Source organism: Gillisella vitis, assembly GCF_001541345.2.
In the GTDB taxonomy this organism is placed as follows: Bacteria; Pseudomonadota; Alphaproteobacteria; order Rhizobiales; family Rhizobiaceae; genus Allorhizobium; species Allorhizobium vitis.
The window spans coordinates 271,763-296,660 of record NZ_LMVL02000002.1 but is presented as its reverse complement, the minus strand read 5'-3'; the positions used below and the strand labels follow the sequence as shown (position 1 = coordinate 296,660).

The 24,898-nt window shown below is 59.7% G+C and carries 26 protein-coding genes and 2 pseudogenes; 13 read left to right on the top strand and 15 right to left on the bottom strand.

From position 1 onward, the window contains the following. Window positions 1-116: 116 nt before the first annotated feature. The 4 genes from ASB66_RS06240 to ASB66_RS06225 all read left to right on the top strand — a co-directional run bounded on the left by ASB66_RS06240 (window position 117) and on the right by ASB66_RS06225 (window position 4,387). The gene (locus tag ASB66_RS06240) at window positions 117-554 is read left to right on the top strand and encodes a PaaI family thioesterase (RefSeq protein WP_060719693.1); all 438 of its coding nucleotides are present in this window, start codon (window positions 117-119) and stop codon (window positions 552-554) included. Then, window positions 551-1,189, top strand: a complete 639-nt coding sequence (locus tag ASB66_RS06235) for a 5'-methylthioadenosine/S-adenosylhomocysteine nucleosidase (RefSeq protein WP_060719694.1) — start codon at window positions 551-553, stop codon at window positions 1,187-1,189. Before ASB66_RS06240 ends, ASB66_RS06235 begins: the two co-directional genes overlap by 4 nt. A gap of 84 nt (window positions 1,190-1,273) precedes the next feature. Then, a complete protein-coding gene (gene guaA / locus ASB66_RS06230) occupies window positions 1,274-2,836 on the top strand; it encodes a glutamine-hydrolyzing GMP synthase (protein ID WP_012654745.1) in 1,563 nt (520 codons plus the stop codon). Window positions 2,837-3,130: 294 nt separating this feature from the next. Beyond that, window positions 3,131-4,387, top strand: coding sequence for a tyrosine-type recombinase/integrase (locus tag ASB66_RS06225; RefSeq protein WP_060719695.1), 1,257 nt, complete (start codon window positions 3,131-3,133; stop codon window positions 4,385-4,387). Here ASB66_RS06225 and ASB66_RS06220 read toward each other — a convergent pair. After that, entirely contained in the window at window positions 4,353-4,637 is a 285-nt protein-coding gene (locus ASB66_RS06220) for a helix-turn-helix transcriptional regulator (protein ID WP_081089170.1), read from the bottom strand. The genes ASB66_RS06225 and ASB66_RS06220 overlap by 35 nt on opposite strands. A 194-nt stretch (window positions 4,638-4,831) precedes the next feature. On the opposite strand from ASB66_RS06220, the pseudogene ASB66_RS06215 reads away from it, so the two are divergent. Beyond that, window positions 4,832-5,910, top strand: a pseudogene (locus ASB66_RS06215) (IS630 family transposase). Window positions 5,911-6,318: 408 nt separating this feature from the next. Here ASB66_RS06215 and ASB66_RS06210 read toward each other — a convergent pair. The 5 genes from ASB66_RS06210 to ASB66_RS06190 are packed head-to-tail and all read right to left on the bottom strand — an operon-like array spanning window position 6,319 to window position 10,373. Then, window positions 6,319-6,693, bottom strand: a complete 375-nt coding sequence (locus ASB66_RS06210; protein ID WP_060719696.1) for a hypothetical protein — start codon at window positions 6,691-6,693, stop codon at window positions 6,319-6,321. A gap of 42 nt (window positions 6,694-6,735) precedes the next feature. Beyond that, window positions 6,736-7,740 carry an Ldh family oxidoreductase gene (locus ASB66_RS06205; protein WP_197433253.1) on the bottom strand — a complete coding sequence of 335 codons (1,005 nt, stop codon included), beginning with the start codon at window positions 7,738-7,740 and terminating at the stop codon, window positions 6,736-6,738. A gap of 5 nt (window positions 7,741-7,745) precedes the next feature. Next, a complete protein-coding gene (locus tag ASB66_RS06200; protein WP_060719698.1) occupies window positions 7,746-8,540 on the bottom strand; it encodes an ABC transporter ATP-binding protein in 795 nt (264 codons plus the stop codon). A gap of 19 nt (window positions 8,541-8,559) precedes the next feature. Next, entirely contained in the window at window positions 8,560-9,381 is an 822-nt protein-coding gene (locus tag ASB66_RS06195) for an ABC transporter permease (RefSeq protein WP_114386315.1), read from the bottom strand. Window positions 9,382-9,383: 2 nt separating this feature from the next. Further along, window positions 9,384-10,373, bottom strand: coding sequence for an ABC transporter substrate-binding protein (locus tag ASB66_RS06190; RefSeq protein ID WP_060719699.1), 990 nt, complete (start codon window positions 10,371-10,373; stop codon window positions 9,384-9,386). 355 nt (window positions 10,374-10,728) lie between these two features. Here ASB66_RS06190 and ASB66_RS06185 point away from each other — a divergent pair, with 355 nt between their 5' ends. Further along, a complete protein-coding gene (locus ASB66_RS06185) occupies window positions 10,729-12,033 on the top strand; it encodes an NAD(P)/FAD-dependent oxidoreductase (protein ID WP_158544205.1) in 1,305 nt (434 codons plus the stop codon). An 8-nt stretch (window positions 12,034-12,041) separates the two neighbouring features. Here the strand turns inward: ASB66_RS06185 and ASB66_RS06180 are convergent, their stop codons facing one another. Next, window positions 12,042-13,082 carry a LacI family DNA-binding transcriptional regulator gene (locus tag ASB66_RS06180; RefSeq protein WP_156536318.1) on the bottom strand — a complete coding sequence of 347 codons (1,041 nt, stop codon included), beginning with the start codon at window positions 13,080-13,082 and terminating at the stop codon, window positions 12,042-12,044. Window positions 13,083-13,161: 79 nt separating this feature from the next. On the opposite strand from ASB66_RS06180, the gene ASB66_RS06175 reads away from it, so the two are divergent. The 6 genes from ASB66_RS06175 (at window position 13,162) to ASB66_RS06150 (ending at window position 18,744) form a co-directional block, all read left to right on the top strand. Beyond that, window positions 13,162-14,388 carry an MFS transporter gene (locus ASB66_RS06175; protein WP_060719701.1) on the top strand — a complete coding sequence of 409 codons (1,227 nt, stop codon included), beginning with the start codon at window positions 13,162-13,164 and terminating at the stop codon, window positions 14,386-14,388. Window positions 14,389-14,478: 90 nt separating this feature from the next. After that, entirely contained in the window at window positions 14,479-15,792 is a 1,314-nt protein-coding gene (locus tag ASB66_RS06170; RefSeq protein WP_234823918.1) for an LLM class flavin-dependent oxidoreductase, read from the top strand. Window positions 15,793-15,799: 7 nt separating this feature from the next. Then, entirely contained in the window at window positions 15,800-16,735 is a 936-nt protein-coding gene (locus ASB66_RS06165; RefSeq protein WP_060719702.1) for an NAD(P)-dependent oxidoreductase, read from the top strand. A 28-nt stretch (window positions 16,736-16,763) separates the two neighbouring features. Beyond that, window positions 16,764-17,105, top strand: coding sequence for an aspartate/glutamate racemase family protein (locus tag ASB66_RS06160; protein WP_060719703.1), 342 nt, complete (start codon window positions 16,764-16,766; stop codon window positions 17,103-17,105). A 47-nt stretch (window positions 17,106-17,152) separates the two neighbouring features. Continuing rightward, window positions 17,153-17,656: a flavin reductase family protein gene (locus tag ASB66_RS06155; RefSeq protein WP_060719771.1), complete on the top strand. Its 504-nt coding sequence runs from the start codon at window positions 17,153-17,155 to the stop codon at window positions 17,654-17,656. Between the two features lie 173 nt (window positions 17,657-17,829). Continuing rightward, entirely contained in the window at window positions 17,830-18,744 is a 915-nt protein-coding gene (locus ASB66_RS06150) for a LysR family transcriptional regulator (RefSeq protein WP_060719704.1), read from the top strand. A 144-nt stretch (window positions 18,745-18,888) separates the two neighbouring features. On the opposite strand, the pseudogene ASB66_RS06145 reads toward ASB66_RS06150, so the two are convergent. Then, a pseudogene (locus ASB66_RS06145) lies at window positions 18,889-19,062 on the bottom strand (DUF2274 domain-containing protein); the annotation flags it as partial. A gap of 490 nt (window positions 19,063-19,552) precedes the next feature. Here ASB66_RS06145 and ASB66_RS26655 point away from each other — a divergent pair. Further along, the gene (locus ASB66_RS26655) at window positions 19,553-19,723 is read left to right on the top strand and encodes a winged helix-turn-helix transcriptional regulator (protein ID WP_234823917.1); all 171 of its coding nucleotides are present in this window, start codon (window positions 19,553-19,555) and stop codon (window positions 19,721-19,723) included. 193 nt (window positions 19,724-19,916) lie between these two features. On the opposite strand, the gene ASB66_RS06135 is transcribed toward ASB66_RS26655, so the two are convergent. Genes ASB66_RS06135 through trbK-alt form a run of 7 tightly spaced genes read right to left on the bottom strand, consistent with a single transcriptional unit; the run spans window position 19,917 to window position 24,890 of the window. Continuing rightward, the gene (locus ASB66_RS06135) at window positions 19,917-20,198 is read right to left on the bottom strand and encodes a DUF2274 domain-containing protein (protein WP_060719705.1); all 282 of its coding nucleotides are present in this window, start codon (window positions 20,196-20,198) and stop codon (window positions 19,917-19,919) included. Next, a complete protein-coding gene (locus tag ASB66_RS26650) occupies window positions 20,186-20,347 on the bottom strand; it encodes a DUF2274 domain-containing protein (protein WP_081089165.1) in 162 nt (53 codons plus the stop codon). Before ASB66_RS26650 ends, ASB66_RS06135 begins: the two co-directional genes overlap by 13 nt. 4 nt (window positions 20,348-20,351) lie before the next feature. After that, the gene (locus ASB66_RS06125; RefSeq protein WP_060719706.1) at window positions 20,352-21,521 is read right to left on the bottom strand and encodes a TraB/TrbI/VirB10 family type IV secretion system protein; all 1,170 of its coding nucleotides are present in this window, start codon (window positions 21,519-21,521) and stop codon (window positions 20,352-20,354) included. Further along, window positions 21,518-22,537, bottom strand: a complete 1,020-nt coding sequence (trbG, locus tag ASB66_RS06120) for a P-type conjugative transfer protein TrbG (protein WP_060719707.1) — start codon at window positions 22,535-22,537, stop codon at window positions 21,518-21,520. The genes ASB66_RS06125 and trbG overlap by 4 nt, the downstream gene beginning before the upstream one ends. After that, a complete protein-coding gene (gene trbF, locus ASB66_RS06115; RefSeq protein ID WP_060719708.1) occupies window positions 22,534-23,223 on the bottom strand; it encodes a conjugal transfer protein TrbF in 690 nt (229 codons plus the stop codon). The genes trbG and trbF overlap by 4 nt, the downstream gene beginning before the upstream one ends. Then, a complete protein-coding gene (gene trbL / locus ASB66_RS06110) occupies window positions 23,220-24,593 on the bottom strand; it encodes a P-type conjugative transfer protein TrbL (RefSeq protein ID WP_114386313.1) in 1,374 nt (457 codons plus the stop codon). The genes trbF and trbL overlap by 4 nt, the downstream gene beginning before the upstream one ends. A gap of 3 nt (window positions 24,594-24,596) precedes the next feature. Then, complete coding sequence (gene trbK-alt, locus ASB66_RS06105) at window positions 24,597-24,890, bottom strand: putative entry exclusion protein TrbK-alt (protein ID WP_060719710.1); 294 nt, start codon at window positions 24,888-24,890, stop codon at window positions 24,597-24,599. Between the last annotated feature and the right edge of the window lie 8 nt (window positions 24,891-24,898).

The window sequence follows — 24,898 nt, the reverse complement described above, 5'->3', positions numbered from 1 at the left end:
AGCAAAACCGTCGCGCCCAAAGCCCATCAACAGGCCAAAGCCCATCAACAGGCTTGCCGAACCGGTTCTGTCATGCCAAATGGCAGGCAGACGAGAGGGAAAGAGGCGGCAGCCACATGGACGCGGACATCCAGCAGCGGATCACGGCAAGCTTTGCGCGGCAGGGTGCCATGCAGACCATCGGCGCGGAACTGACCCGCATCAGCCATAAAATGGTGGAAATCGAACTGGCGTTTCACGACAAGCTCACCCAGCAGCATGGTTTCCTGCATGCAGGCGTGATTTCCGCCGCCCTCGACGCAGCTTGCAGCTACGCCGCCTATACGGTGATCGCGCCGGAAACCTCGCTGCTGACCATTGAATTCAAGGTCAACATGATGTCGCCGGGGCGCGGCGACCGTTTTCTATTCCGGGGCGAAATCACCAAGCCCGGCTCCACCATTATCGTCGCCGATGGTCGTGGCTATGCCATCTCCGACGGCCCAGCCAAATTGATTGCCTCGATGACCAGCACACTGATGGTGATGCGAGGCCGTGAGGATATCAGAGAATGACATTTGAACTGAAATCGGTTTGCAGCAAGTCTATTCTATTCATCATGGCAGTCGATGCCGAATATGGCCCGCTCCTACGCCTGCGCATCCAACCGCTGATGACCGGGGTCGGCCCGGTGGAAAGCGCCATCGCCACCACCAATGCCCTAAGAGACCTTCAGGCGGCAGGCACGCTTCCCGATCTCGTCGTCTCGCTGGGTTCGGCAGGCTCGGCACGGCTGGAACAGACTGCGGTCTACCAGGTCTCCTCAGTCGCCTACCGGGATATGGACGCCTCGCCGCTTGGTTTCGAGAAAGGCTGTACGCCGTTCCTGGATCTGCCTGCTACGGTGGACCTGCCGCTGCGCATTCCCGGCATCGCCACGGCCAGCTTGTCGACCGGCGGCAATATCGTCTCAGGCCCGCTGTATGACAGCATCGCCGCTGACATGGTCGATATGGAAACCTATGCGGTGCTGCGCGCCTGTCAGGCCTTCAACCTGCCGCTGATCGGCCTTCGCGGCATTTCCGATGGCAAGGCGGAGCTGAAACATGTCGGCGACTGGACGGAATATCTGCATGTCGTTGACCGCAACCTGGCCCAGGCGGTGGACGCGCTGGTCAAGGCGGTGGAAGACGGCACCTTCTGGTTCTGATCCGGCCCAGCCGAACACGAGATTTTTTGCCATGCCGGCATTTCCCGGATTGCCACGGACACTGCTTTTCATTAAAGGCTCGACATGACCCAGACAGCACATCCCGACAGCGTTCTCATCATCGATTTCGGCAGCCAGGTAACGCAGCTGATTGCGCGGCGCGTTCGTGAAACCGGCGTGTACTGCGAAATCGTCCCTTTCCAGTCATCCGAAGAGGGCTTCGCGCGGTTGAAGCCGAAAGCGGTTATCCTGTCTGGAAGCCCGGCCTCGGCACTCGATGAAGGCAGCCCCCGCGTTCCCCAGGTGATTTTCGATAGCGGCTTGCCGATCTTCGGTATCTGCTATGGCCAGCAAACCATCTGCGCCCAGCTGGGCGGCAAGGTGGAAGCCGGTCATCACCGTGAATTCGGCCGCGCTTTCCTCGAAATCGAGCAGGATTGCAAGCTGTTCGAAGGTCTCTGGTCGGTTGGCTCACGTCATCAGGTCTGGATGTCGCATGGCGACCGCGTCACCGCGATCCCGCCAGGCTTTCGGGTTCTGGCCACCTCGTCCAATGCGCCCTTCGCGTTCATTGCCGATGAGGCCCGCAAATATTACGCCGTGCAGTTCCACCCGGAAGTGGTGCATACGCCTGACGGCGCCAAGCTGATCCAGAATTTCGTCCACAATATCGCTGGCATTACCGGCGACTGGAGCATGTCGGCCTACCGCGCCAAGGCCGTCGAGCAGATCCGTGCCCAGGTCGGTGACAAGCGGGTGATCTGCGCCTTGTCCGGCGGCGTCGACAGTTCGGTCGCAGCCCTGCTGATCCATGAGGCGGTCGGCGACCAGCTGACCTGCATCCTGGTTGACCATGGGTTGATGCGCAAGAACGAGGCGGCGGATGTCGTTGCCATGTTCAAGGAACATTACAATCTCCACCTGATCCATGTCGATGCCATCGACCGCTTCGTTGGCGAGCTGGAAGGCGTGTCCGACCCGGAAACCAAGCGCAAGATCATTGGCCGCCTGTTCATCGAGACCTTCGAGGAAGAAGCCAAGAAGCTCGGCGGCGCAGACTTCCTCGGCCAGGGCACGCTCTATCCAGACGTCATCGAAAGCGTTTCCTTCTCCGGCGGCCCGTCTGTCACCATCAAGAGCCACCACAATGTCGGTGGCCTGCCAGACCGGATGAACATGAAGCTGGTGGAACCGCTGCGTGAATTGTTCAAGGACGAAGTGCGCGTTCTGGGCAAGGAGCTTGGTCTGCCCGACTCTTTCATTGGCCGTCACCCCTTCCCCGGCCCCGGCCTTGCCATTCGCTGCCCCGGCGGCGTGACCCGCGAAAAGCTCGACATCCTGCGCGAAGCCGACGCCATCTATCTGGACGAAATCCGCAAGGCTGGCCTTTATGACGCCATCTGGCAGGCCTTCGCCGTGCTGCTGCCGGTCCAGACCGTCGGCGTGATGGGCGATGGCCGCACCTACGAATTCGTCTGTGCACTGCGCGCCGTCACCTCCGTCGATGGCATGACCGCCGACTTCTACCACTATGACATGGAATTCCTCGGTCGCGCCGCCACCCGCATTATCAACGAAGTGCGTGGCATCAACCGGGTGGTCTATGACGTGACATCCAAGCCGCCCGGCACGATTGAGTGGGAATGATTCAGGCCCATCCGAACGCCGCCGAATCTACGCTGCGACACAGTTTAACACACTGAAAACAAAAATAAATTCCTCCTATTCCTATCGACATCTATCGGTGGGCATAGATGGCGTTTGGCGGCCTCGCCGACGGGCCTCGGCCCTATTGATCAACCGGAAAAACGAAGGTACCGTCAGGTCAACCGAGGCCAATGACGGTACTTTTTTCGAACTAATGCGCTGAAATACAAGCATTTTCTGCGCCATCGGCCTCCAAAAACCACGTGACGGTACTTTTCCGCAAGGAGGCCCGAAATGTTGACCGATGCAGCACTCAAGTGTTTGAAACCAAAAGCCAAAATGTACAAGGTTTCCGATCGTGACGGCATGTATGTGCGCGTCGCGCCGTCGGGCGCCATTTCATTCAGGCTCGACTATCGGCTGAATGGCAGACGGGAGACCGTCTATCTCGGTAGGTATGCTCGTGACGGAATATCGCTCGCGAGGGCTCGCGAGCTATGCATCGACGCGCGGCGTGCGATCGCCGAGGGGCGGTCCCCCGCCATCGAGAAGCAGCGGGAGAAGCGCCAAATCAAGGAAGCAAGGAGTTTCGGCCAGTTCGGCGAGAAATGGCTGACCCACGCGGCCATGGCCGACAGCACGCGTGCTATGCGCCGCTCCATCTTCGAACGCGAACTCATGCCCGTCTGGCGAAATCGTCTCCTGACGGAAATCACACCGGATGATCTACGCGCTCACTGCGGCAAGATCGTCGAACGGGGTGCGCCTGCAACTGCTATCCATGTGCGGGATATCCTGAAGCAGATCTACGGCTATGCCATTCTGCACGGCGAGAAGGTCGCCAATCCGGCCGATGGCGTCGGTCCAGCCTCGATCGCTACCTTTACGCCGAAGGACCGCGCGCTTTCGCCCACCGAGATCCGTATCATGTTCAGGCAACTCGAGCATGTCGCGACATTGCCGACGATCCGCCTCGGCATGAAGCTCTACCTCCTCACCATGGTTCGGAAGAGCGAGCTGCAGGATGCGGTGTGGGACGAGATCGATTTCGACAACGCCGTCTGGACCATCCCGAAGGAGCGCATGAAGCGGTCGAAGCCACACAACGTCTACCTGTGCCGACAGACGTTGGACATCATGATCGCGCTCAAGACCTGCGCCGGCAACTCCCGATACTTGCTGCCGTCTCGGTACGACGCGGACGCGCCCATGTCCCGCGCGACCTTCAATCGGATCACCTATGCCGTCGTCGAACAGGCGAAGAAGGAGGGGCTGCCGCTGGAGCCTTTCACCGTCCATGATTTGCGGCGAACGGGCTCGACGCTGTTAAACGAGCTGGGCTTTAATAGCGACTGGATCGAAAAGTGCCTGGCGCACGAGGACGGGCGCTCATCGCGCGGCGTCTACAACAAGGCCGAGTATGAAGTGCAGCGCCGGCATATGATGCAGCAGTGGGCGGATACCGTTGATGCCTGGGTCGACGGCCGGAAGTATGCCCCCGCGCTTTTGCCGCAAGCTATGCCCTTGATGGAGCTTGATCCTGCCCTTTGACGGGGCGGGCTTTACGCTTGGTGACATCAGGGTGTTGGGCACGCCGGATCGGCGCAGCCCGCCGTGCCATCAGCCAAGCCTCGACCTCGGCCAGGTCCCAAACGATACAACGTGGCGAGAGCGCGAACCGGCGGGGAAACTCGCCACGCTGCTCCATTTCATAAATAGTACTGTCGGCCATCGGCACCATCTCCCGCAACTGCTGTCGCCGGATTGTTCTCCGAATTTGCGTAGTTTCGATCTTTGCCATACTCAATCTCCCGCGTTGCTGAGGCGATTGAGACTGATAGATGCTGATATTGGAAGCCCCTTCGAAATTCCATGCGGAAATTTCGGGCTCTAGCGTACACATCGGCGGGTTCTTCCTGACTGCTAGTGGATTGATCGAGACAAAAGATTCCTTCTTGAGATTCCCAACGGTGGTGGAATGTGCGACGATTTCGTATGCGCACAGGGATTACTTTCGACGTTACCGCTGCCGACCGGGTTCGGCTTGAGACAATCGTTGCGACCCGCAGTTCGCCGCAGAAGCATGTGTGGCGGGCGATGATCATCCTGATGAGCGGCGATGGCCTGGAACCGTTGCAATCATGGAGGCGACCGGCAAATCCAAGCCTTGCGTCTGGCGCTGGCAAGAGCGGTTCATGTCCGAGGGTGTCGATGGCCTGTTGCGCGACAAGAGCCGGCCGCCCGGCATCGCGCCTCTTGATGGCGAACTGGTAGAGCAGGTTGTTGCGCTGACGCTGGAACCGCCTCGACAGGAGGCGACGCACTGGACCGTGCGTGCCATGGCAAAAGCGGTTGGGATCGCGGCCTCTTCCGTCGTCAAGATCTGGCATGAACATGGCTTGGTACCGCATCGATGGCGCAGCTTCAAGCTCTCCAACGACAAAGCTTTTGCCGAGAAACTCCATGATGTGGTGGGTCTCTACGTCTCACCACCGGCCCATGCCATTGTCTTGTCCGTCGATGAAAAGAGCCAGATCCAGGCGCTCGACCGGACACAGCCGGGTCTGCCCCTGAAGAAGGGGCGCGGCGGCACGATGACGCATGACTACAAACGCCACGGCACGACGACATTGTTTGCCGCTCTCAACATTCTCGACGGATCGGTCATCGGTCGCAACATGCAGCGCCACCGGCATCAGGAGTTCATCCGCTTCCTCAACGCCATAGAGGCAGACCTGCCGAAGGATAAGGCCGTTCACGTCATCCTCGACAATTACGCGACCCACAAGCAACCAAAGGTTCGCGCCTGGCTTTCAAGGCATCCGCGATGGACATTCCACTTCGTTCCAACATCCTGCTCATGGTTGAACGCCGTCGAGGGCTTCTTCGCCAAACTGACACGAAGACGGCTGAAGCATGGCGTCTTTCATTCCGTCGTCGACCTGCAGGCGGCCATCAACCGCTTCGTCAAAGAGCACAATCAGGAACCGAAACCATTCATCTGGAAAGCAGACCCGGATGAGATCATCGCCGCCGTCAAACGGGGGCACCAAGCGTTGGAATCAGTCCACTAGGTGCAGCATTAGGGGCGAACAGGTGGTGATGGACAAGCTTGAACGGCGTGGGGGGCCTTAGGGGGATGCATTCAGTAACGCGCCTCCCTTCAAAATCCGCCGAAGCAATACGTGTCGGTTCGAGTCCGACCGCCCGCACCATCTATTCCTTGCTAAGGTTGGGGTCGAGGGTTAGAATCCCTTCGCCGGCTCCTATTTTAATCAAGGAAATCAACCTCTTGCAAAGCGCATTTAAGAGCGCTTTCTGCTTACACAACCACCTAGGCTGTTGCGTGTAAGCATGATACCATCTTTGGATGTCCTACTGTGCTTTTGGCGCAGGACCACAGCGCCTCGGGCGAGATGGGCTCATTCTTCACTCCTATTCCTCACAAAAAATATGCTTTATCGCATATAAATTAGATTGTTTCACGTCGGTGTAAACCGGGCTTCGAGCAGATCGAGTTCGCGCACCAGCTTTCGGCTCATGGCATGGGAGATGTGGTGCGAGCGGCTGAGCCGATAGAACGTTTCGAGTTCTGCCCCGATGCCGGCGAGGCGGAGGTCACTCGACCGATCCATTTTCCGCAACATTTCGGCTTCGTTCTCGGTCTTCGCGCCGCCGTCGATACGTTGACAATAGAGCCCGACGACGTGAGCGGCGGCTTCGGCATAGATCCCGGCGTCGTCACGACCCTGGCAGAGATCGCCCAGCACGCGCTCGATGGCCTTGATCGCGGCTTGCGCCGCAGCGATCCGCGCAAGATCCTCTTCCTTTCGGCGGGAAGGCTCGGGCGGCAGCATCAGACCCTTGAGCAGGAAGGGAAGACCAAATCCCTCTGCGTTTCAGGACGTTCGTTCTATTATCGTCCATTCCTCCGGCCCGAGCGCGATGCCCATAGCCTCGGAATGCGCGCGCTGCCGGTATCGTTGTTCACCGGGAAACCGGGAAACGCCCGAGGCGCGAAGTTCGCTAAGCAGTATTTCGATACGTGAGCCGAAGGCCTCGTTGCTGCGGGTCGCGTCAATAGCTATCACGCATTGGCCGGCATTGCCGGAAATCACGCCGGGATAGCGTGCTGACCTGTCTTCGAAGCCGAATCGTCCGCCCGTCAGCCCCGCCGCCAGCACCTCAACCATGAGTGCGATCGACGCGCCCTTGTGGCCGCCGAATGGGTTGAGCGTCCCGCCGTCGAGGACCTTCGCGGGGTCAGTGGCCGGACGGCCAGCGGAATCGTTGCCGATACCCGGGGCGAGTTTTTCGTTCCGCCGCGCCGCGAGAAGCACCTCGCCCTGGCTGGCAGCGCTGGACGCTTGGTCCCAGACGATAGGCGGGCCGTCGCGGCGAGGGAAGGCGAAGCACATTGGATTTGTACCGAGCACTTTCCTTCCAGCGCCCCAGACGAGTATCCGGCTGCGGGCGTTCACCGTGGACAGCGCGACGAGGCCGGCCTCGGCCAGCGGCTCGACATCCGGCCAAAGCGCGCCGAGATGATGAGAATTGCGGATCGCCAGAAGCGCGATACCGTACTCCCTTGCGTTGGAGATGAGCAGCGGACGCGCCGCGGCCAGCGCCGCGGTCGCAAAGCCATTGCCGGCATCAATCGAGAGAAAGGCCGGCCCCACCTCAGTGATCTTTGGCACAGCCCGACCGTCAATCCAGCCGGTTCGGACGCTCGCGAGATAGCCAGGCAGCCGCAGCAAGCCGTGGCCTCTCGCGCCGTCCCTTTCTGCGGCGGTGATGACACCGGCGAGGATATCGGCATGGTTCCCGTCTACCCCCGCCTCAATGAGAATGGCCAGAACTCGTCGATGGAGGTCGGCAATAGCGATCCTGCGTTCCGTCTCCAAGGGCATCATCCGGCGAGCCGGGAAGCGGCGATATGCTGCATCACCTCCTCCTCGACATGTTCCCAGATGCGCGTCTTGAGCGCTGCATAGGGGACGGAAGTCTGGACTGCCACGCCGCGCGGACGCGGCAGCTCGTTGTCAAAGATCGTCTTGATGCGCCCCGGCCGGGCTGACATGACGACGATACGGTGACCAAGGATCAGCGCCTCGTCGAGATTGTGGGTGATGAAGACGATAGTCTTGCCGCTCGCTTCCTGGATCCTCAGGAGTTCGGTCTGCATGACCTGCCGCGTCATGGCATCGAGTGCCGCGAAGGGCTCGTCCATCAGCAGCACCTCGGGATCAGCCGCGAGACTTCTGGCGATTGTGACGCGCTGCTGCATGCCCCCCGAAAGCTCGGCAGGGTAGTGATCCGCAAAGCCGGTGAGTTGCACCATGTCGATGAGTTGCTCGGCGAGCTCCCGCCTTTCCCTGCGCCGCGCTCCGCGCATGCGCAACGGAAACTCCACGTTTTGCCGAACCGTCTTCCACGGAAACAGGGCATAGGATTGGAACACCATGCCGCAGCGCGGATCGATGCCGGTAATGGGCTCGCCACGCAGCAGGATCTTTCCGCTTGTCGGCGCGGAAAATCCCGCAAAAAGGCTGAGCAGGGTAGACTTCCCGCAGCCTGAGGCACCGAGGATGCATAGCAGCTCATTGGATTGCACCTCCAGCGAGAGGTTCTGGACGGCAACGAGTTCGCTGTCCTTTAGCCGGTAGGATTTGGTGATGTGTTCAGCCGTGAGAATGGCAGTCATGACACAATTCTCCTTCTTTTTATCGCCTATGGCGTTCCCATGGCAGCAGCAACCGTTCGACCTTATTGGCTACCAAATCGGCCACCAAAACCGTCAGCGAAATGCACACCATGCCGACTAGCACCATGGTCATGTCGCCCCATTCCTTGGCTTCCCAAATGATCGCGCCCAGGCCGTTGCGGGCGGCGACCATCTCAGCCGACAGAACGCAGGACCAAGCGATCGCTAAGGTGACCTTCAGCCCACCAAGGATACCCGGGAGCGCCCCCGGGAAAATGACTTCCCGCATCACCGTAAAGTCGGAGGCACCAAGATTACGCGCCGCCCGGATCAGGATTGGATCGACGCGACGCGTTGCCTCGTATGTAGAAAGGAGAACGTAGATCCACGAGCCCAAGAAGACGATCAGCACTTTCTGTCCCTCGCCGATGCCAAGCCACAAGATTGTTAGCGGAATCCAGGTGATCGAAGGCAAAGGACGCAACAGTGAGATGAAAGGCGCGAACACTGCCCTAATTGTTTCGTTGACGGCCATGGCAACGCCGAGCGGCACGGCAATGACTATAGCGAGTAGGAAGCCCAAGAAGACCCGGACTGAAGAGGACAGGATCGCCACCCAGAGGCCTCCCGAGGCGACTAGCTTCATCGCAGCCTGAGCCACCTCGCCTGGAGAGGGAAGGAAGAGCTTTGATACTAGGCCCGTTCCGGTCACCACCGCCCAAAGAAGAAGGAACGCTAGAACCGATGCCAAGCTGATCATCGTCGTACGGCTTGGTTTGACCATTGAGATATAGCTTGCAGTTCGGGAAGGAGACAGTGTCTGTTGAGAAAACTCAGCCATCATTAGTTTCCCTTGGGTACGAAACTTGTGTCGAGCCACTTGGCTGTGTCAGGGCGCTCCGGAATCTTGCCAGCCTCATGCAGCATGTCGGCGAGATACTGCATCTGCTCTGTATGTTTTTTGAGATGGTTCTCCCAATCCTTACTCCCGAAATACTGGAAACTTTGGATGGCCTTCAGCATCTCCTCTGGGGACTGCTTGAAATATTCGGCGACCATTGCGGCAGCCTCCTGAGGGTTCTCGATAGTGAGATCGGCGCCTTTGAGCACACCAGCGGCAATGGCTCGGGCCTGATTGGGATATTTTTCGACCACTTCGCGGGAGACGATGACAATATCACCTGCGGCCATGGTGCCGAAACGGCGGAACATTTCGGTTTCGCGATCGGTGCCGAGCAGCTTACCTTGGGGAACGGCCTCCTTCAGCCGCGTTAGGAGAGGCTGCCAGACGCAGGCTGCCTCGATATCGCCATGGCTGAGTGCCGCGGCCATCTCGGTTGCCGGGAGGTTGCGATAGTCAAGATCGCCGAGTTTCAGTCCGGCATCGGCTAAAAGACCGGCGAGTGTGATCTCGGCAGAGGAATTGGCGGCAACCGCCTTGCCCTTCAGGTCAGCCACTGAGGTAATGCCGGGACGAGCCCAGCAACCTTCCTGACCAGGGGAATCGTCAACATTGGCAAAGAAGGAAAAACTCTCGTTTCCGCGCGCCATTTCGCTGATAACCGCGACGCGGCCGAGATTGCTGAACGCCGCATCGCCTGCGGTTAGCGCTCTGATGCGATCGGAAGAGTTGACGATTACCTGCACGTCGACATCGATGCCCTGCTCTTTGAAAAAGCCCTTCTTGATTGCGACTAGGATCGGTACTTGGCCAATCCAGGTTACCGAACCGGCGAAATCGAGACGTGGCCTGTCTTGCGCATAGCCGGCAAGCGGCATGGCGAAACAGGCGGTGATGACGGCGAATGCATGAATAAGATTGCGAACGGTCACGAGAAGGCCCTTTCAGTAGAGGGAGACGAACTTTTGCAATGCAGCAAGTTAAACACACGTCTAAACATTATGCAATGAACCGGTTCATAATTTATGTGCTTAAAAAATAATCAATTGCTCCTCTTTATGGCGAGTTCGCCTGCTTAGTGGGAAGATCAAGGGCCTTTTGGCCATTTTTATGCGGAGACCGCCTGCTCTTAGCGAACTCACAAGCTATGGAAGCTTTCACATCTGCCATGAGCACCAAGGCAGCAGCATGGTGAACCGGTTCATTGACCTAACTCTGATTGGATGTTAGGCGTAACTGATAATGTCGCCGAATTCTTCTCAACCTGATCAAACGCTATGGGCTGCCATGATAAATTTACCTGAGAGGGATTTACTTGCTCGCACTCTGCCACGCACTTATACCGATGCCGGTGAGCCGCCGCTTTCCGCCTCCTCTCTCGATAGGGAAATGGAGACTGATATCGTCGTTATCGGCGGCGGTATCATGGGCGCCTCGGCGGCTCTCCATCTGGCGGCAGGCGGCGCTTCAGTCTGCCTTGTCGAGGCCGAGACGATTGGCTCCGGTGGAAGCGGTCGCAGCTTCGGCCAAGTCGTTCCCTACCTCCGCACCGAGCCGGACGTGGCACTTGCAAACCTAGGCAAGGAGGCCGGCACAAGGCTAATCAACGTGGCCGCCCGCTCGCCCGACCTGGTTTTCGATCTCATCGCACACTACGGCATCGATTGCGACGCAGTGCGCAACGGCCTGCTTTTCGCCGCTCATGCGCCTGCCGGCGAGGTGTCTTTGCGGAGCCGGCGAGATTGGTGGGCTGCCCGCGGCGTCGATCTTCCTCTGCTCGACAGGGAAGAGGCGGCAACTGCGATCGGTGGCGGATTCTACCCTTGCGTCCTTGTCGAGCCACGCGGCGGTACGCTAAATCCCCTTGCCTATGCCCGCGGGCTTGCCCGCAGTTGTGCAAGCCTCGGGGGCCTCGTCTTCGAGCAAAGCCCCGTTAGCGGTATTGTGCAATCCGGTAATGGCTTCTTCGTGACTGCCGGGCGCGGCGCGATCCGCTGCCGGACCGTCGTCGTCACTGCCGGCCTCGGACTCCGGCGGCTACTGCCAGCCTATCGTCGAACGCTCCTGCCGGTGCGCGTGCACGAAGCCGCGACCGAACCTCTTTCTGTGGAACAGATTGAGGGCATCCTGCCCTCCGCCACCGCAGTCACCGAGACCCGCAAGCTCCCGTCGGGAATCCGCCGCACCAGCGGGGGGCAAATCGTCGTCACACTTTCCGGTCCGGCAGCGGGAGAGCGTGGCGCCGATCCGGACGCGGCGGCACGGCGGCTGACTGAGGTTTTCCCGCAGCTTTCCTCTGCGCCGGTTTTCGAACGATGGAGCGGGTGGGTCGATCTCACCCGTGACCAATATCCTCGTATCGAGGAACCGCAGCCGGGTTTTTTGGTCGGCTTTGGGCTCAGCGGCCGCGGTCTTGGGCTTGGCACCACGCTCGGCAAGCATCTCGCATGCCGCGCTCTCGGTGCACCCTGGGCAAATATCCCCTTTCCCGGACGCGGGCAAACGTCGGCGCGGAAGTGGTGGCCGGGATCGTCTTTCGCCGCATCACTAGCGATGGCAGCGATACGCATGTCCGAGGAGCATCGGTTTTGAAGGAGCCTTCAGTCTTCAGCGTCCTGCACGGGCCAGCAGGATTGCCGTATCACGAGAGTCGTCGGAAGCGTCACCACTCGGCCGATACCCGACGCTTTGCCTTCAATTCGGTCAAGCAGCATGGCGGAAGCATGCCGGGCGAGTTCCGCGAGATCGGACTTCAGGGCGGTGATCGGAGGCGTATAGAGTTCCGCAAGGTCCGAATCGTTGCCTGCCACGACCGATACCTCTTTGCCGACCTCGCGCCGCAGCGCCCTGAGCGCCTTCAGGCAACCAGGCAGGGCTCCCATCGATGCGGCGACGATGGCGGTTGGCGGCACCGACGAGCTAAACAGCGCCATGGTTTCGCGGAACGCGTCCTCCTGTTCGATAACTCGGTCGCGGATGGTTCCCATTGCCGGATCGACGCCGTGGATCTGGTATGCCTCCCGGAAGCCGGCGACACGGCTGTAAGAGGGAAAGGCGCGGGTATCCCCAACCAGCAGTGCGATGTGCCGGTGCCCGCGCTCGATCAAATGCGATATCGCTGTGCGGGTACCATTGAGGTGATCCACAGTGACCCGGTCCAGGGTCTTGATATGGTCGCGATCGATGAGCAGAACCGGACATGGCGCGCGCATCAACGCCTCATTGACGCTGGCATTTGCCTCATCGCTGACGGTCATCATGATACCATCCACTTTTCGTCGCTCGAAGGCTTTCAGAAGCGACACCTCTACTTCCGGCTTGTTGGTGGTGGCCGAGAGGATGAATGTATAGCCGCGCTCGCGGAAGACCTGCTCCGCTTCCTTAATGTACTGGGCGAACTGGGGAATGTCGAAATCCCGAATGGCGCAAGCGATCAGTTTTGTGGTGCTGCCGCGCAGGCTCTGAGCGACGATATTCGCCTCGTATCCGAGCGCCTTCATAACCGCTTCGACTTTCCGGCGAACCTCTTCCGAAACTGTCGGATTATTGTTCAGGACCCGCGACACGGTGCCAACCGATACACCGGCAGTTTGCGCAACATCCCGCAGTCGCACGGTCTGCCGCTTCTCGTTCTTGCGCATAATCCCCCCTGGACAGCCCATATGATGAACCGGTTCACATGCAAATTGAAGAAATTTTACAATAGCATCGAAGATTGCGATGACTAGATCAAGGCGAAAAAAGCACAATATTATTCTCGTAGCACTGCTTGGACTGATCGCATTCACAAATGCGCTCGGATCGGTCATCGTGTTTCCGCTCGGCCCTTTCATGGCTGCCGATCTCGGAATTCCTGTTCACCGCGTGGCGCTAACCAGCGTCTGTTTCAACGGCGCGGCAGGGCTCGGCGGCATAGTGGGCGCCTTCTTCCTGGGTACAGTCGATCGACGCCGATCCCTTATGCTTGCGCTTCTGGCCATAGCTGTGGCCACCGGCGTAATCGGCGTGTTTCCGCATGCGAGCTTTACCACGGTGTTGACGGCCCGGGTAGCGGCAGGCTTTTGTTCCGGTCCCTTGCTTGCCTTGGTAATCGCCACAGCGTCTGACCTGACGAGCGACGCGGCCCGAGGTCGGGCCGTGAGCGCGATCATCGGAGCTTACGGCTTCGCGCTCCTGCTCGGTGCGCCGATCTCGTTGACCGTTCAGACTCTTTCGGGTTCCTGGCAATCTGCATTTGGCTTACTCGCGTGCCTTTATGTCGTGTTGTCTCTGCCTGTCTTGTTCGGCGTGTTCGGGTCGACGCAGGCTGGGTTGGCCGGTGTTCGTCTGACCGTCGACAATGTCTTCAATGCTGTCGCCAAGCCCGGCGGAAAAACTGGCCTCATGCTGACGGCCGGCGCTTCTTACGCGACTTTCCTGATTTCGCCGCATATCAGCGCCTATGCTCTCACGAACCTCAGCTTCTCGACAGCGGAACTGGGTTACATCTATCTTGTAGGAGGTGTGCTTTCCTTTGTTGCCACCGGCGGTACCGGTTGGGTCATCGACCGGATCGGCACGGTGGCGGCCTCATTGGCGGCGGGCCTCGTTCTCACTGCATTGCTTTCTTATGCCTTCTTTCTGCATCAACCGATGCCGGCCATGGCTTTTGTGCTTGGAATGCTGCTGGCGGCCCAGCTTGCCCGCAGCACGGTGGCCCAGACAACAGCAAGCCGCATCGCGGAACCGGAAGACCGGATCGCGTATCAGTGCCTCGTATCGGCAATAACGAGCATCGCTTCGGCTGCGGGCGCAGCGAGTTCGGCCGCCTTGCTGCGTGAGCGCCTCGACGGGCAAGTGACGGGCATGCCGGTTCTCGCCCTTATCAGCATTCTTCTGTGCTGGCTCTCTTTTGGGCTCGTTATGCGCATGGAGCGTATACTCACGACGAACGAACTAAAAAAATGACCGATTGATGAACCGGTTCATTGAAGTGATTCTGGATCGGTGTTAAGAGTCGAACAGATGCCGGTTTCGCAGTGACAAAAAGGGAACAGCATGGCAGATAAACGAAAGATGCGCCTCGTGGCATTTCTGAAGGCAGGGCCTACCAGTCATCATCACGGCATGTGGCGCCATCCAGAAACCGACAACGGCTTTCTCGACCCGGCTTGGTATGAGCAACTTGCCCAAACGCTCGAAAGGGGCTTCTTCGATTGCCTGTTCTTCGCCGACGTGATGGGCCTGTACGACTATTATAACGGCAACTTCAACACTTTCGTGTCCAAGGGTGGGGCGCTCAGTCTGCTCGATCCCATTCCCATCCTGGCGATGATGTCGCGGGTCACAAAGCATATCGGTCTCGGCGCGACGCTTTCGACGACGTTTGTCAATCCCTACCAGATCGCCCGCGTCCTCGGCACGCTCGACGTATTGAGTGGCGGCCGTATGGCATGGAATGTCGTGACTTCCGCCAGCAGCACCGAAGCGCGCAATTTCGGGCTTGAGGCGATGCCCGGCCGCAGTGAGCGATACGAAAAAGCCCACGAGGTGGTGGATGCATGCATGCATCTCTGGGACAGCTGGCAAGACGGCGCGTTGGTGATGGACAAGGAAAACGGTGTCTTCGCCGATCCTTCCAAGGTCCGCTACGTCGACTACAAAGGCAAGTGGGTGAAAACACGCGGACCGCTCACCGTTCCACGCTCGCCGCAAGGGCATCCTGTTATCATGCAGGCTGGCTCTTCCGGACCTGGCCGCGCTTTTGCCGCCCGCTGGGCTGAAATGATCTTCACGCTGCAGCATAGCACCCGCGAAATGGTCGCCTTCCGCGCCGAGATGCGTGAAGCCCTTGCCGCTGCCGGGCGCAATCCGGACGATTGCGCCGTCTTGCCGTCCGTCGACCCGATCATCGGCGAGACGGAATCGATTGCGCGGGAGAAGCAGGCCTATGTCAACAGCCTAGTCGATCCGGAACTCGGCATGTCGTTGATGTCCTCGCATGTTGGCAGCGATCTTTCGAAATACACGCCCGACCAGTCTCTTCTGGACTTGCAACTGGAGGAAGGTTCACGCGGCTCGCTCGACGTTATCCTCCAGGGCACCAAGGCCGAGGGCCTTACTATCGGGGAAGCGGCCAAGCGCTTCGCGACCAGCGAGCTTGCTCCTCAGGTCGTTGGTACGCCCGAGCAGGTGGCCGATCAGTTGGAGATGATGTTCACCGCTGGCGGCTGCGACGGTTTCATCCTGACGCCCACAGTGTCTCCCGGGACTTGGGAGCAGTTCGCTCGCTCGGTGGTGCCAATCCTGCAAAAACGCGGGCTGATGCGGACTTCCTACGAGGGCCCCACGCTACGTCAGAACTTGAGGTGATAGCATCATGTCGGATCTTACTGTCGGATTCATCGGCTTCGGCGAGGCGGCCTCCTGCTTCTCAAAGCATCTGAAGGAGCAGCCCTCAATGCGGCTGCTGGTATTCTGCAACGGCCGCACCAACCGACCGCCCTATTCGGATGCATTTCTTCGCTTCGCCGGAGAGGCTGGTGCGACGACCATGGATACGCTGGCGGAGCTTTGCGGCGCAAGTGACGTGATCTTTTCCGCCGTCCTGGTCGCCAATGCGCTTGAGGTCGCGCGCGAGGCCACCTCCTTTCTGAAGCCCGGCACTCTCTATGTGGACATCTCCGCCTCGACACCGTCGAAGAAGAGGCAGATCGCAGCAGCAATCGAGGCTGGGGGCGGCCTCTATGTCGACGCCAACCTAATGGGATCCGTGGCGATCTACGGCGCGCCGGTGACACTCTACTGCTCCGGTTCCGGGGTTAGCCGCTTTGCCGAGCTGTTCATACCGCGCGGGATGACGATAGATGTGGCGAATGACCGAGCCGGCGACGCCGCCATGGTCAAGATGCTGCGCAGCGTGGTGACCAAGGGAATAGAGGCGCTGGTGGTTGAGGCATTCACCATCGCGACGCTGCAGGGCGTGCGCGGCGAGGTGATGACCGGGCTCTTCGGCTCGATGGACAAGACCAAGTTCAGCGATTTCGTCGGCATGTGCATCCTGACCGACGTCCTTCATTCGGAACGCCGTGCCGTTGAGATGGATGAGATCGCCACAGACATCCGCGCCATGGAGCTCGATCCTATCATGACTGAGGCCGCAGGCCGCAGGCTCTGGGCCTCGGCAAGACTCGGGCTGCGCGAAGCTTTCGTCGGCCGGAAGGATGCCACCCTGGAACAAGTCCTCGATGCCTATGCGGCCGCCATCAAGACAGGACCGCCGGAAGCGGGGACATCCAGGCGGCGAAAAGGCTGAACGAGAAGGGACGGAGGTTTCGAATTCAATGCCGAAATACGTTACGCGACCAGCCGCAGAATCCTACGGTTACGCGATCGGAATTCTCGCCATTGATGGCGGCGAGCCTGGCGACGTCGGCAATCCTTCGAGCTATTCCTATCCGGTCCTTTACCGGTCGCTGCATCCAGGGGATGTAGCGGAGGAGGATCTGGTCATCGGGTTGGCGCGAGAGCTTTTCGCTTGCGGTGTCCGCGCGATTGGCGGAACAGGTGGCAGCTTGTTCCGCCATCAGCGAGCGGTTGCAGCCGCCGTTGACATTCCGGTCTGCCTTTCCCCGGTCGCCTGCATGCCGATGGTAGCCGCGACGTTTCTTCCCAGCGTCCAATAAAAACCCGAGATAGGGGTTCGACCAGCAAGAAAATGAAAGAAATCATCATGAAAGACCAAGAGCAGACTCAACTTGACCCCCTCACTTTGCGCAATGCCTTTGGGTACTTCCCGAGCGGCGTAACCGCGTTATGTGCATTAATAGAGGGCAAACCGGCCGGCATGGCCGTAGCATCCTTCACCACCGTTTCTCTCGACCCGCCCCTGGTTTCGGTCTGCATCCAGAACAACTCTTCAACCTGGCCAGTGCTGAAAACCGCTGAACGGCTCGGATTGAGCGTACTCGGCTCAGAACAGCATGGCATTTGCAGCAGCCTCGCCGCCAAAGGAATTGATCGGTTCCGGGACATAAGCTGGGAAACAAGTCGTGCGGGCGCAATTTTCGTTTCCGACGCAGCAATGGTCATAGAATGCTCGATCCACGAAACGATTGAAGCCGGTGATCATCAGATCATACTTCTACGCCTACACCTCTTCAGCATCAATCCGCATGTCGAACCCCTGGTGTTCCATCGCAGCACGTTTCGGCGCTTAGATACGTCACTCAATTGATTTCCTTAATTTTTTAGCAATCCCATTGCTTGCTGATGGGGGTACTAGAGCGATCTGACCGCCATTCGCTACCATCACTTGGCCGTCGGATTTTTAGCGGATCCGACTTAAATAATCCGAGGCCCTGCCGGTCAGAATAGTTAGGCTCACTCTTTCAGTTAAAAGGATGTTTCGTGCCGGATCTTGCGCTTGACCTGCGATACTTACGGTATGCGTTGCTCGTCGCCGAACACGGCAGTTTTCGTCGTGCTGCGGAGGCCATTGACATGTCCCAATCTACTGTCAGCCGCCGGATTCAACTGCTTGAGCGGCGACTCGGAGGGCCTCTTTTTGTTCGCAGCCTTAGCGGAGCGAAGTTGACCGAAGCAGGGGCTAGATTCCTGGAAGAAGCCGCCTTGGGTGCGTCTTACATCCATGAAGCTGTAAAGGACATGAAGGCAACCCATCGTGAAGGCTCCGGTAAGATACGGATAGGTTTGATGACATCCTTGGCAAGTGGATTCCTCCCCAATCTTGTAGGGGAATATCATTCTCGCTTTCGCAAAGTCGATGTGAAGATAGCGGAAGCGACCTTCGAAGAAGCCACGGCTGGCGTTCTTAGCGGCCGCATAGATGTTGCCTTTCTGCCAGGAAAGCCGCAACTGCCGAGATGCCAGTCAGTTCAACTCTGGAACGAACAACTTTTCCTTGCATTGCCAAGACGACATTTTCTTGCATCGGCTGATAGCGTCGTTTGGGAAAATGTACGCAATGAGACATTTCTAATCCCGGCGGGTATCGCTGGCGCGGAACTCGATCATCATCTGCTAAGACAACTTTCCGATTCCAATTTTCAGCCGAGAATGTCTCTACAAGGCGTTGGCCGAGATAACCTGTTGAACATGGTGGGCAAAGGATTCGGTGTCTCGCTGGCCTTATCATCAACGTCCGGCAGCGCACACAGAGAAGTAGTGTTCGTGCCTATCTCTGATGGTCCGAAGATCATCTATTTCAGTGCTGTTTGGTCGCTACGAAACCAGAACCCGGCCCTAAAGCAATTTCTCGAATTGGCGACCGAAAAATCACACCGAAATATGGACGTCAATTAGACCTACTGGTGCCGGTAGTTGTTCCTGGTTCGCGCCCTCGCTGGCAATCGAAACCAGACTACATCCGATACAGAAATATTTTTGCGTCATTGTAAAGCTTGCTGCATGTAGCGGAGACCGTTGCTGGGATTATCTGCAGCAAACCTACATGCTATTCGTCGACCTTGGGCATTCGAGGTTGTAGGTTGGTAACGCCTTGCGTAGTAGGCTTTTTTTTACAAAGCCGCGATCTGTCGCGATGAACCGCTCGAGCATCGGTACAATCAGCTTGGCGGGATCTGCCGACGATTGAGCCTGTTGACGGTTTAGCAGCTCGGCATTCCCAGACTCTCTCGTCAAAGCGTGAATTCAGTAAAGGCAAATGCTCGGCGGCGAATGCACTCACGTCATCCCCGCCCCGGCCGACGTCGGCGAGTAGCACGCCGGCCGGGTCGAACATATCCTCCCTCGCATCACCGTCCGGGCTGACCATTCTTGCGCCGAACAGCGGAGTGGTCGTGAGAGCTCCGAAGGAATGCCCGGCAGCCGCTATCCGGCCGCGGTCAAGCTGACCGGCAAGACGGGACGGACTCCCAACACCAGATCGAGATTGTCGAGAATACGCTTCATGTCCTTCGGGCGAAGTCGCCAGATCAAGGGGCGCCGAGGGTCGTCGGTGCAAAGGCCAAGCCGCTTCGAATCCAGTGGGTCGGCTGGATCACGAGGGATCCTTGCGCTGCCCAAAAATCGGTTAAGGGGGCGTAGCTGTCTATGGAGGAACCATGACCATGCGAGAAGACAATGATCGGCTGGTCCCGGCCGATAACGGGTGCCGAGACCTGTATCCACAGACAAGTGGACGATGGAGGTGGTGGTCGCGCTGCATGATCGTCCCCGGCGGTTCAACGATATCAAGCGGCAGGTTGGCTATAGCGGCATCTCACAGCAGATGCTCACCCAAACTCTCAAAATGCTCAAGCAGGACGGCATGGTCGAATAGACCGTTCGGGCGACCACGCCACCACGAGTGGACCATGCATTGTCGAAACTTGGCTACTCGGTTGCAGAGCAGGTGCGACAAACGGCAGAATGGGCCGACGCACATCGCGCTGTAATTCACGCAAACCATCTGCGATACGTCGCGAACCGCTAAGATCGGGTCAGTCGCACCCTGCGGCGGGGTTGCCGTGAATCTAGGGCAATGTCTCGTCGCCACGGGTCGTACTGCTCGCCGGCGGAGACAAACCGCGCTGCCGCGCGCCGCCGGCCTTGGCCCTGCGGCTGCGCCAGCCGCGATCGGAGCGGATGAACGCTTCCAGCATATGCGGGATCAACGCAGCCGTTTCTATCGGCTCGTAGAGGCGACCATGCTCGGCCGAATATAGGTCGAGCTCTTCCTTGAGGGATTCCGGCAACGTGATCTCCAGCCGAAAAACACCGACCTTTGGCAGAGGCCCAAGTCTTAATTGCGGCATGTATCATCTCCTGTAAGTGAGACAAAGACATGTCGACTGTTCAGATAATCGGCGTACGCAGTAGTATCTCGATACAGTGGTCCGGGATGTTCAATGCTGATCTTGACGGCCTTGTCTTCGATAAGCGGTCCGAGCTTTAATTTGGCCATTGGGTCAACCTCTGTAGGGCTCCATCACAAGGTCGCGCGTGACAACGATCCTGACCGGGAAACCCGGCCGGATGGTCAGCGTCGGCGCGACATTGAGCTGGCGGCGGATGATCTGTTGTCCGGCATCATTGATCGTATCCTGGCCACCGTTGCGGATGGCCTGGATCAGCCGGTCCTCGTCGTCCATGGCGAGTTCTGCACCAACCGAGAGCAGCGTCGAGAGACCGGCTGCCTTCGCCAGATCCCACCAGTGGTAGTCGACCCCATCCTCGAGACCGGCGTAGCCCTGCGTATCGGCGCCAAGCTGTCGTTCAAGAACGATGGATCGTCCATTCGGGAATATCAGCCGGTTCCAGACCAGGAGGACACGCCTCTGGCCGAAGCCGACATTGTTGTCATATTGGCCAATAATGCGGGTGCCCTGCGGCACAAGCAGAATGCGGCCGGTCGGGCTGTCGTACATGTTCTCGGTGACCTGGGCGGTAATCTGGCCGGGGAGATCGGAGCGAATGCCGGTGATAAGTGCTCCGGATATCACCGAACCGGCCTGCAGCACATAGGGCGACGCCGGCGGCATCACGCGATCGGCTGCAACGGTGCGGCGGTCGACGGCAGCGTTGAGGAAGGCGGCCTGCCGGTCCTGTGCCGTGGGAGCGCCGGCCTGATCGAGACCGGCAAGATTCGGCGTCGTATTCGCGTTGGGCGTTATCGCGTTTGCCGTCGTCCGTGTTTCTGTCTGGAAGAACACGCGGCTGGTTCGGGCAGCTTCCGCTTCGGCGAGGCGTCGTTGCTCGGCCGGATCGACATTCGGAGTCGCCATCGTCGGCACGACGACAGGCTGACCACGATCCCGTGCACTGAGGATTGGACGGCCGAGATCACCCGGCAAAGCCGGCCCCAGGATGGGACCGGTATAGTCTCGCGGCAAACCTGCCAGGCCGTCGGCAGTGGTCCGGTTCTCGGTCGAGTAGAGCTCTTCCCCACCATTGCCGCGATCTCGAGTCTGAAGCGCATAGATCAATGCGCCGCCGATACCGAGCGACGCGACCAGGCCAAGGCCGGCGAGCACCTTGCGCGATAGCCGGGTGACGCGCGGCGGTTCTGCGCGCAAGCGCATCGGTGGAACAAGACCGCGGGCGTGGGTTGCATCTTCGCGGTTGTTGGCCTCGCTCATGACGACCGCCCTCCTTCCCTGGTTTGGACTGTCGGCGCCTGCACGACTCCGCTTGTTCGGACGATCCTCACAGTCTGCTGATGCTTGCCGCTGCCTAGGCGCAATTCCGCCGCACCGAAGAGGCGATCCACGATCAGGATGTTTCGATAGATACGGGTATTGGCGATCTGCGCCTCGCCTTCCGGCCCGATGACGAAGAGCGGCGGAAATTCCCCCTGTACGATGCCGCGCGGAAATTCGACATAGACCTTGCGACCATCGTCATAGACGGAGACTGGCCGCCAGGGTGGCGTATCGCCGGTGAGGCCGTAGCGGTAGTTTCGCGCCGCTATGGCCGGAATAGCCGGCGTGTCAGGAATGGACTGCCGCGAGCCCGGCACCTGCGGGTAAGACCATGAAACCGATGGCATATAGGGTTTCTCACCGGAGCGTACTTCGATCAGGTAGGTGCGGCGATCGGTGGAAATCACCAGATTGGTGGTGATGTCGGGACGTGAGGGTTTCACCAGCACATGCACGCGCCGGGTCGTGCCGCTGCCGCTCTCGGTATCGCCGATAATCCAGCGCGTGGTGTCGCCCGCGGCGATCGGCCCGGCTCCGGTCAGGCTTTCGCCGGGTTCGAGCGCGATGTCTGTGATCTGGCCGGGTGCGGCATAGATCTGATAGAGGGCACCTTCGCTCCAGGGATAGATCTGGATGGCGTTGTAGTAGCCTTCCCGGCGCGGCTCGACACGGGCCGCGTCATTGGCATTCTGAATTCGCCCGGTCGGGGTGGTTGCCGTGGCTCCTCCGCGCGCCGGCGTCCAGCCAGGCGGAATATGCAGCGGCTTCGGACGATCATCGGTCAGCGCGGCAGGAACGGCCGGCAGTGCCGGTACATCGGCGTCATAGCGGATCTGTGGCGGCTTCTGCGGCGTGGCGCAGCCTGCAAGGGAGGCGGCGGACAAAAGCACGGCAGCGAATGCGGGTTTACGGAAAGACGGATTTCCGGCTTTGCGGATTGGCGGCTTATTCATTCGCCCATCTCCCTCGACCATGAAATCGCGTTGACGTAGATGCCGAGGGGATTGGACTTGAGCCGTTCGGCATCGCGGGGCGGCTGGATCACGATGGTCAGGATCGCGGTCCATCGTTCGGTAGTGGAAAGCTGGCCGTTCTCGTAGCGTCGCTCGATCCAGGCGACACGGAAGCTGTCGGGAGACGCACGAATAACGCTCGACACCTCGACGGCAACCTGCTGCTTGCCGACCTTGGTGAATGGGTCGTTGCTGCGCGCATAGTCGTTCAGCGCTGTCGCGCCGCGATCCGTCGTCCAGTCATAGGCGCGGAGCCAGTTCTGTCTGACGATGATGGGATCGGCGGGAATGCTCCTGACCTGCTCGATGAATCGCGCCAGATGCCATGCCACCTGCGGATCGGTGGGACGATAGTCGGCCGTGGCGGCGGCGACGGTCTGCGCCTGGCCGAGCTTGTCGACCTGTACGACCCACGGCACGACGGTGCCACGCGTGGACTGCCAGACGAGTGCTGTGGCAAAGCCTGCTGACAGGATCAGGCTTCCGAACGCCATGAACCTCCAGTTTTTCGCCTGCACGCGGGCCGAGCCAATACGCTCGTCCCAAACCTGTGCGGCCTTCTGATAGGGTGTTTCGGGTTGCGGCGTCTTGCCGTAATGGGCTGCCGGTCGTTTGAACAAGCTCATGAGCGGTCACTTTCGGAGAGATTGACGGAAGAGCCGCTGCCATGGCTGTCGCCGGATCGAACTGCATGGGCGGCGGCGGAAACGCCGTGGCTGAAGTGCTGGCTGCGCTTCATGCGCCTGGCCCAAGGGGGGGCACCGTCGCGCGGGGCCGCCGGGTTGGCGGCAAAGGAATCATCATTGGCGGCATCGGCACCGCCAACGGTGCCGAGCGTGGAAGAGCCGCCGGTCGCGCTGAAGCCGCCCTTCACACCTTCGGAGAAATTCGATTTGACGCTTTCGGCCGCTCGTCCGGCTGCGCGCTTGAGCGGCGAGAGGGCGGCGGAGCTTGCGCCGCGGGCGACACCGCCGAGACCGGACGCAACGCCTCCGGCGCCAGTCTGCCCCATCGATCCAAGATTATACCCGGTCGATGCGGCACCCGCCGCCGCCGCTCCACCCCGAACAGCCGCCGCGCCACCAGACACTGCCGCGGCGCCACCCCGCAAGGCCAGGCCGGCAGCGCCGCCTGCGGCAAGCGCTGCACCACCTACAGCAAGGCCGGTGCCGACGGCAGCACCCGCGCCGAGCTGCGGGCCGCCGGAAACGAGACCGTTGGCGATGCCGGGACCGAATATCCCGAGGCCCAGCAATGAAAGCGCGGCCAGCACAACGGCCATGGCATCGTCGATCGTCGGTGTGGCGCCGCCGAAACCGGCAGTGAACTGGCTGAACAGGGTGGAGCCGATGCCGATGATGACGGCGAGCACCAGGACCTTGATGCCGGAAGAGACGACATTGCCAAGAACCCTTTCGGCCATGAAGGCCGTCTTTCCGAACAGTCCGAACGGGATGAGGACGAACCCCGCCAAGGTCGTCAGCTTGAATTCGATCAGCGTGACGAACAGCTGGATGGCCAGAATGAAGAACGCCAGCAGGACGAGTGCCCAGGCAAACAGCAGGCACGCGATCTGAATGAAATTCTCGAAGAATGCGACCCAGCCCATGAGGTCGGAAATGGATTCCAGCAGCGGGCGGGCCGCATCGAGACCGACTTGCGCCACCCGTCCGGGGCGAAGGAGGTCCGCCGTCGAAAAGCCGGTGCCCGACCCTTTGAGACCGAGGCCGGCAAAGCTCTCGAAGATGATGCGGGCGAGATTGTTCCAGTTCGAGATCAGGTAGGCGAAGACGCCCACGAACAGGGTCTTCTTCACCAGGCGGGCGATGATGTCATCGTCGGCGCCCCAGCTCCAGAACAGGGCAGCGAGCGTCACGTCGATGACGATCAAGGTGGTGGCGATGAAGGCGACCTCGCCGCCGAGAAGACCGAACCCGCTGTCGATATAGGAGGTGAAGACCCCAAGGAAATTGTCGATGACGCCGCTGCCGCCCATGAATCACTGTCCTTCGATGGTCTGTGGGGCGGCCGGCCCAGATGTTCTGCCGAGGAAGCGGTCTCGCGTTTCCGACCAGACGCGCAGGCATTCGGGATCGCTCGTGGCAGCTTGCCCAAGCTGCTGGCACCGGCGCTGGCCGAGCCGGAGGGGATCTGCCGGCGGATCGGCGTCGGCTGTGGATCGTGTCCATGGCGCGGGGGCCTCTCTCTTTCTGATCATCTCGGTCGCCGTCGCGGTGATCGCGACCGCGACAAAGACGACGGCGCCCAGACGGGCCAGCATCCTGCCGTCCATGGCCAGCG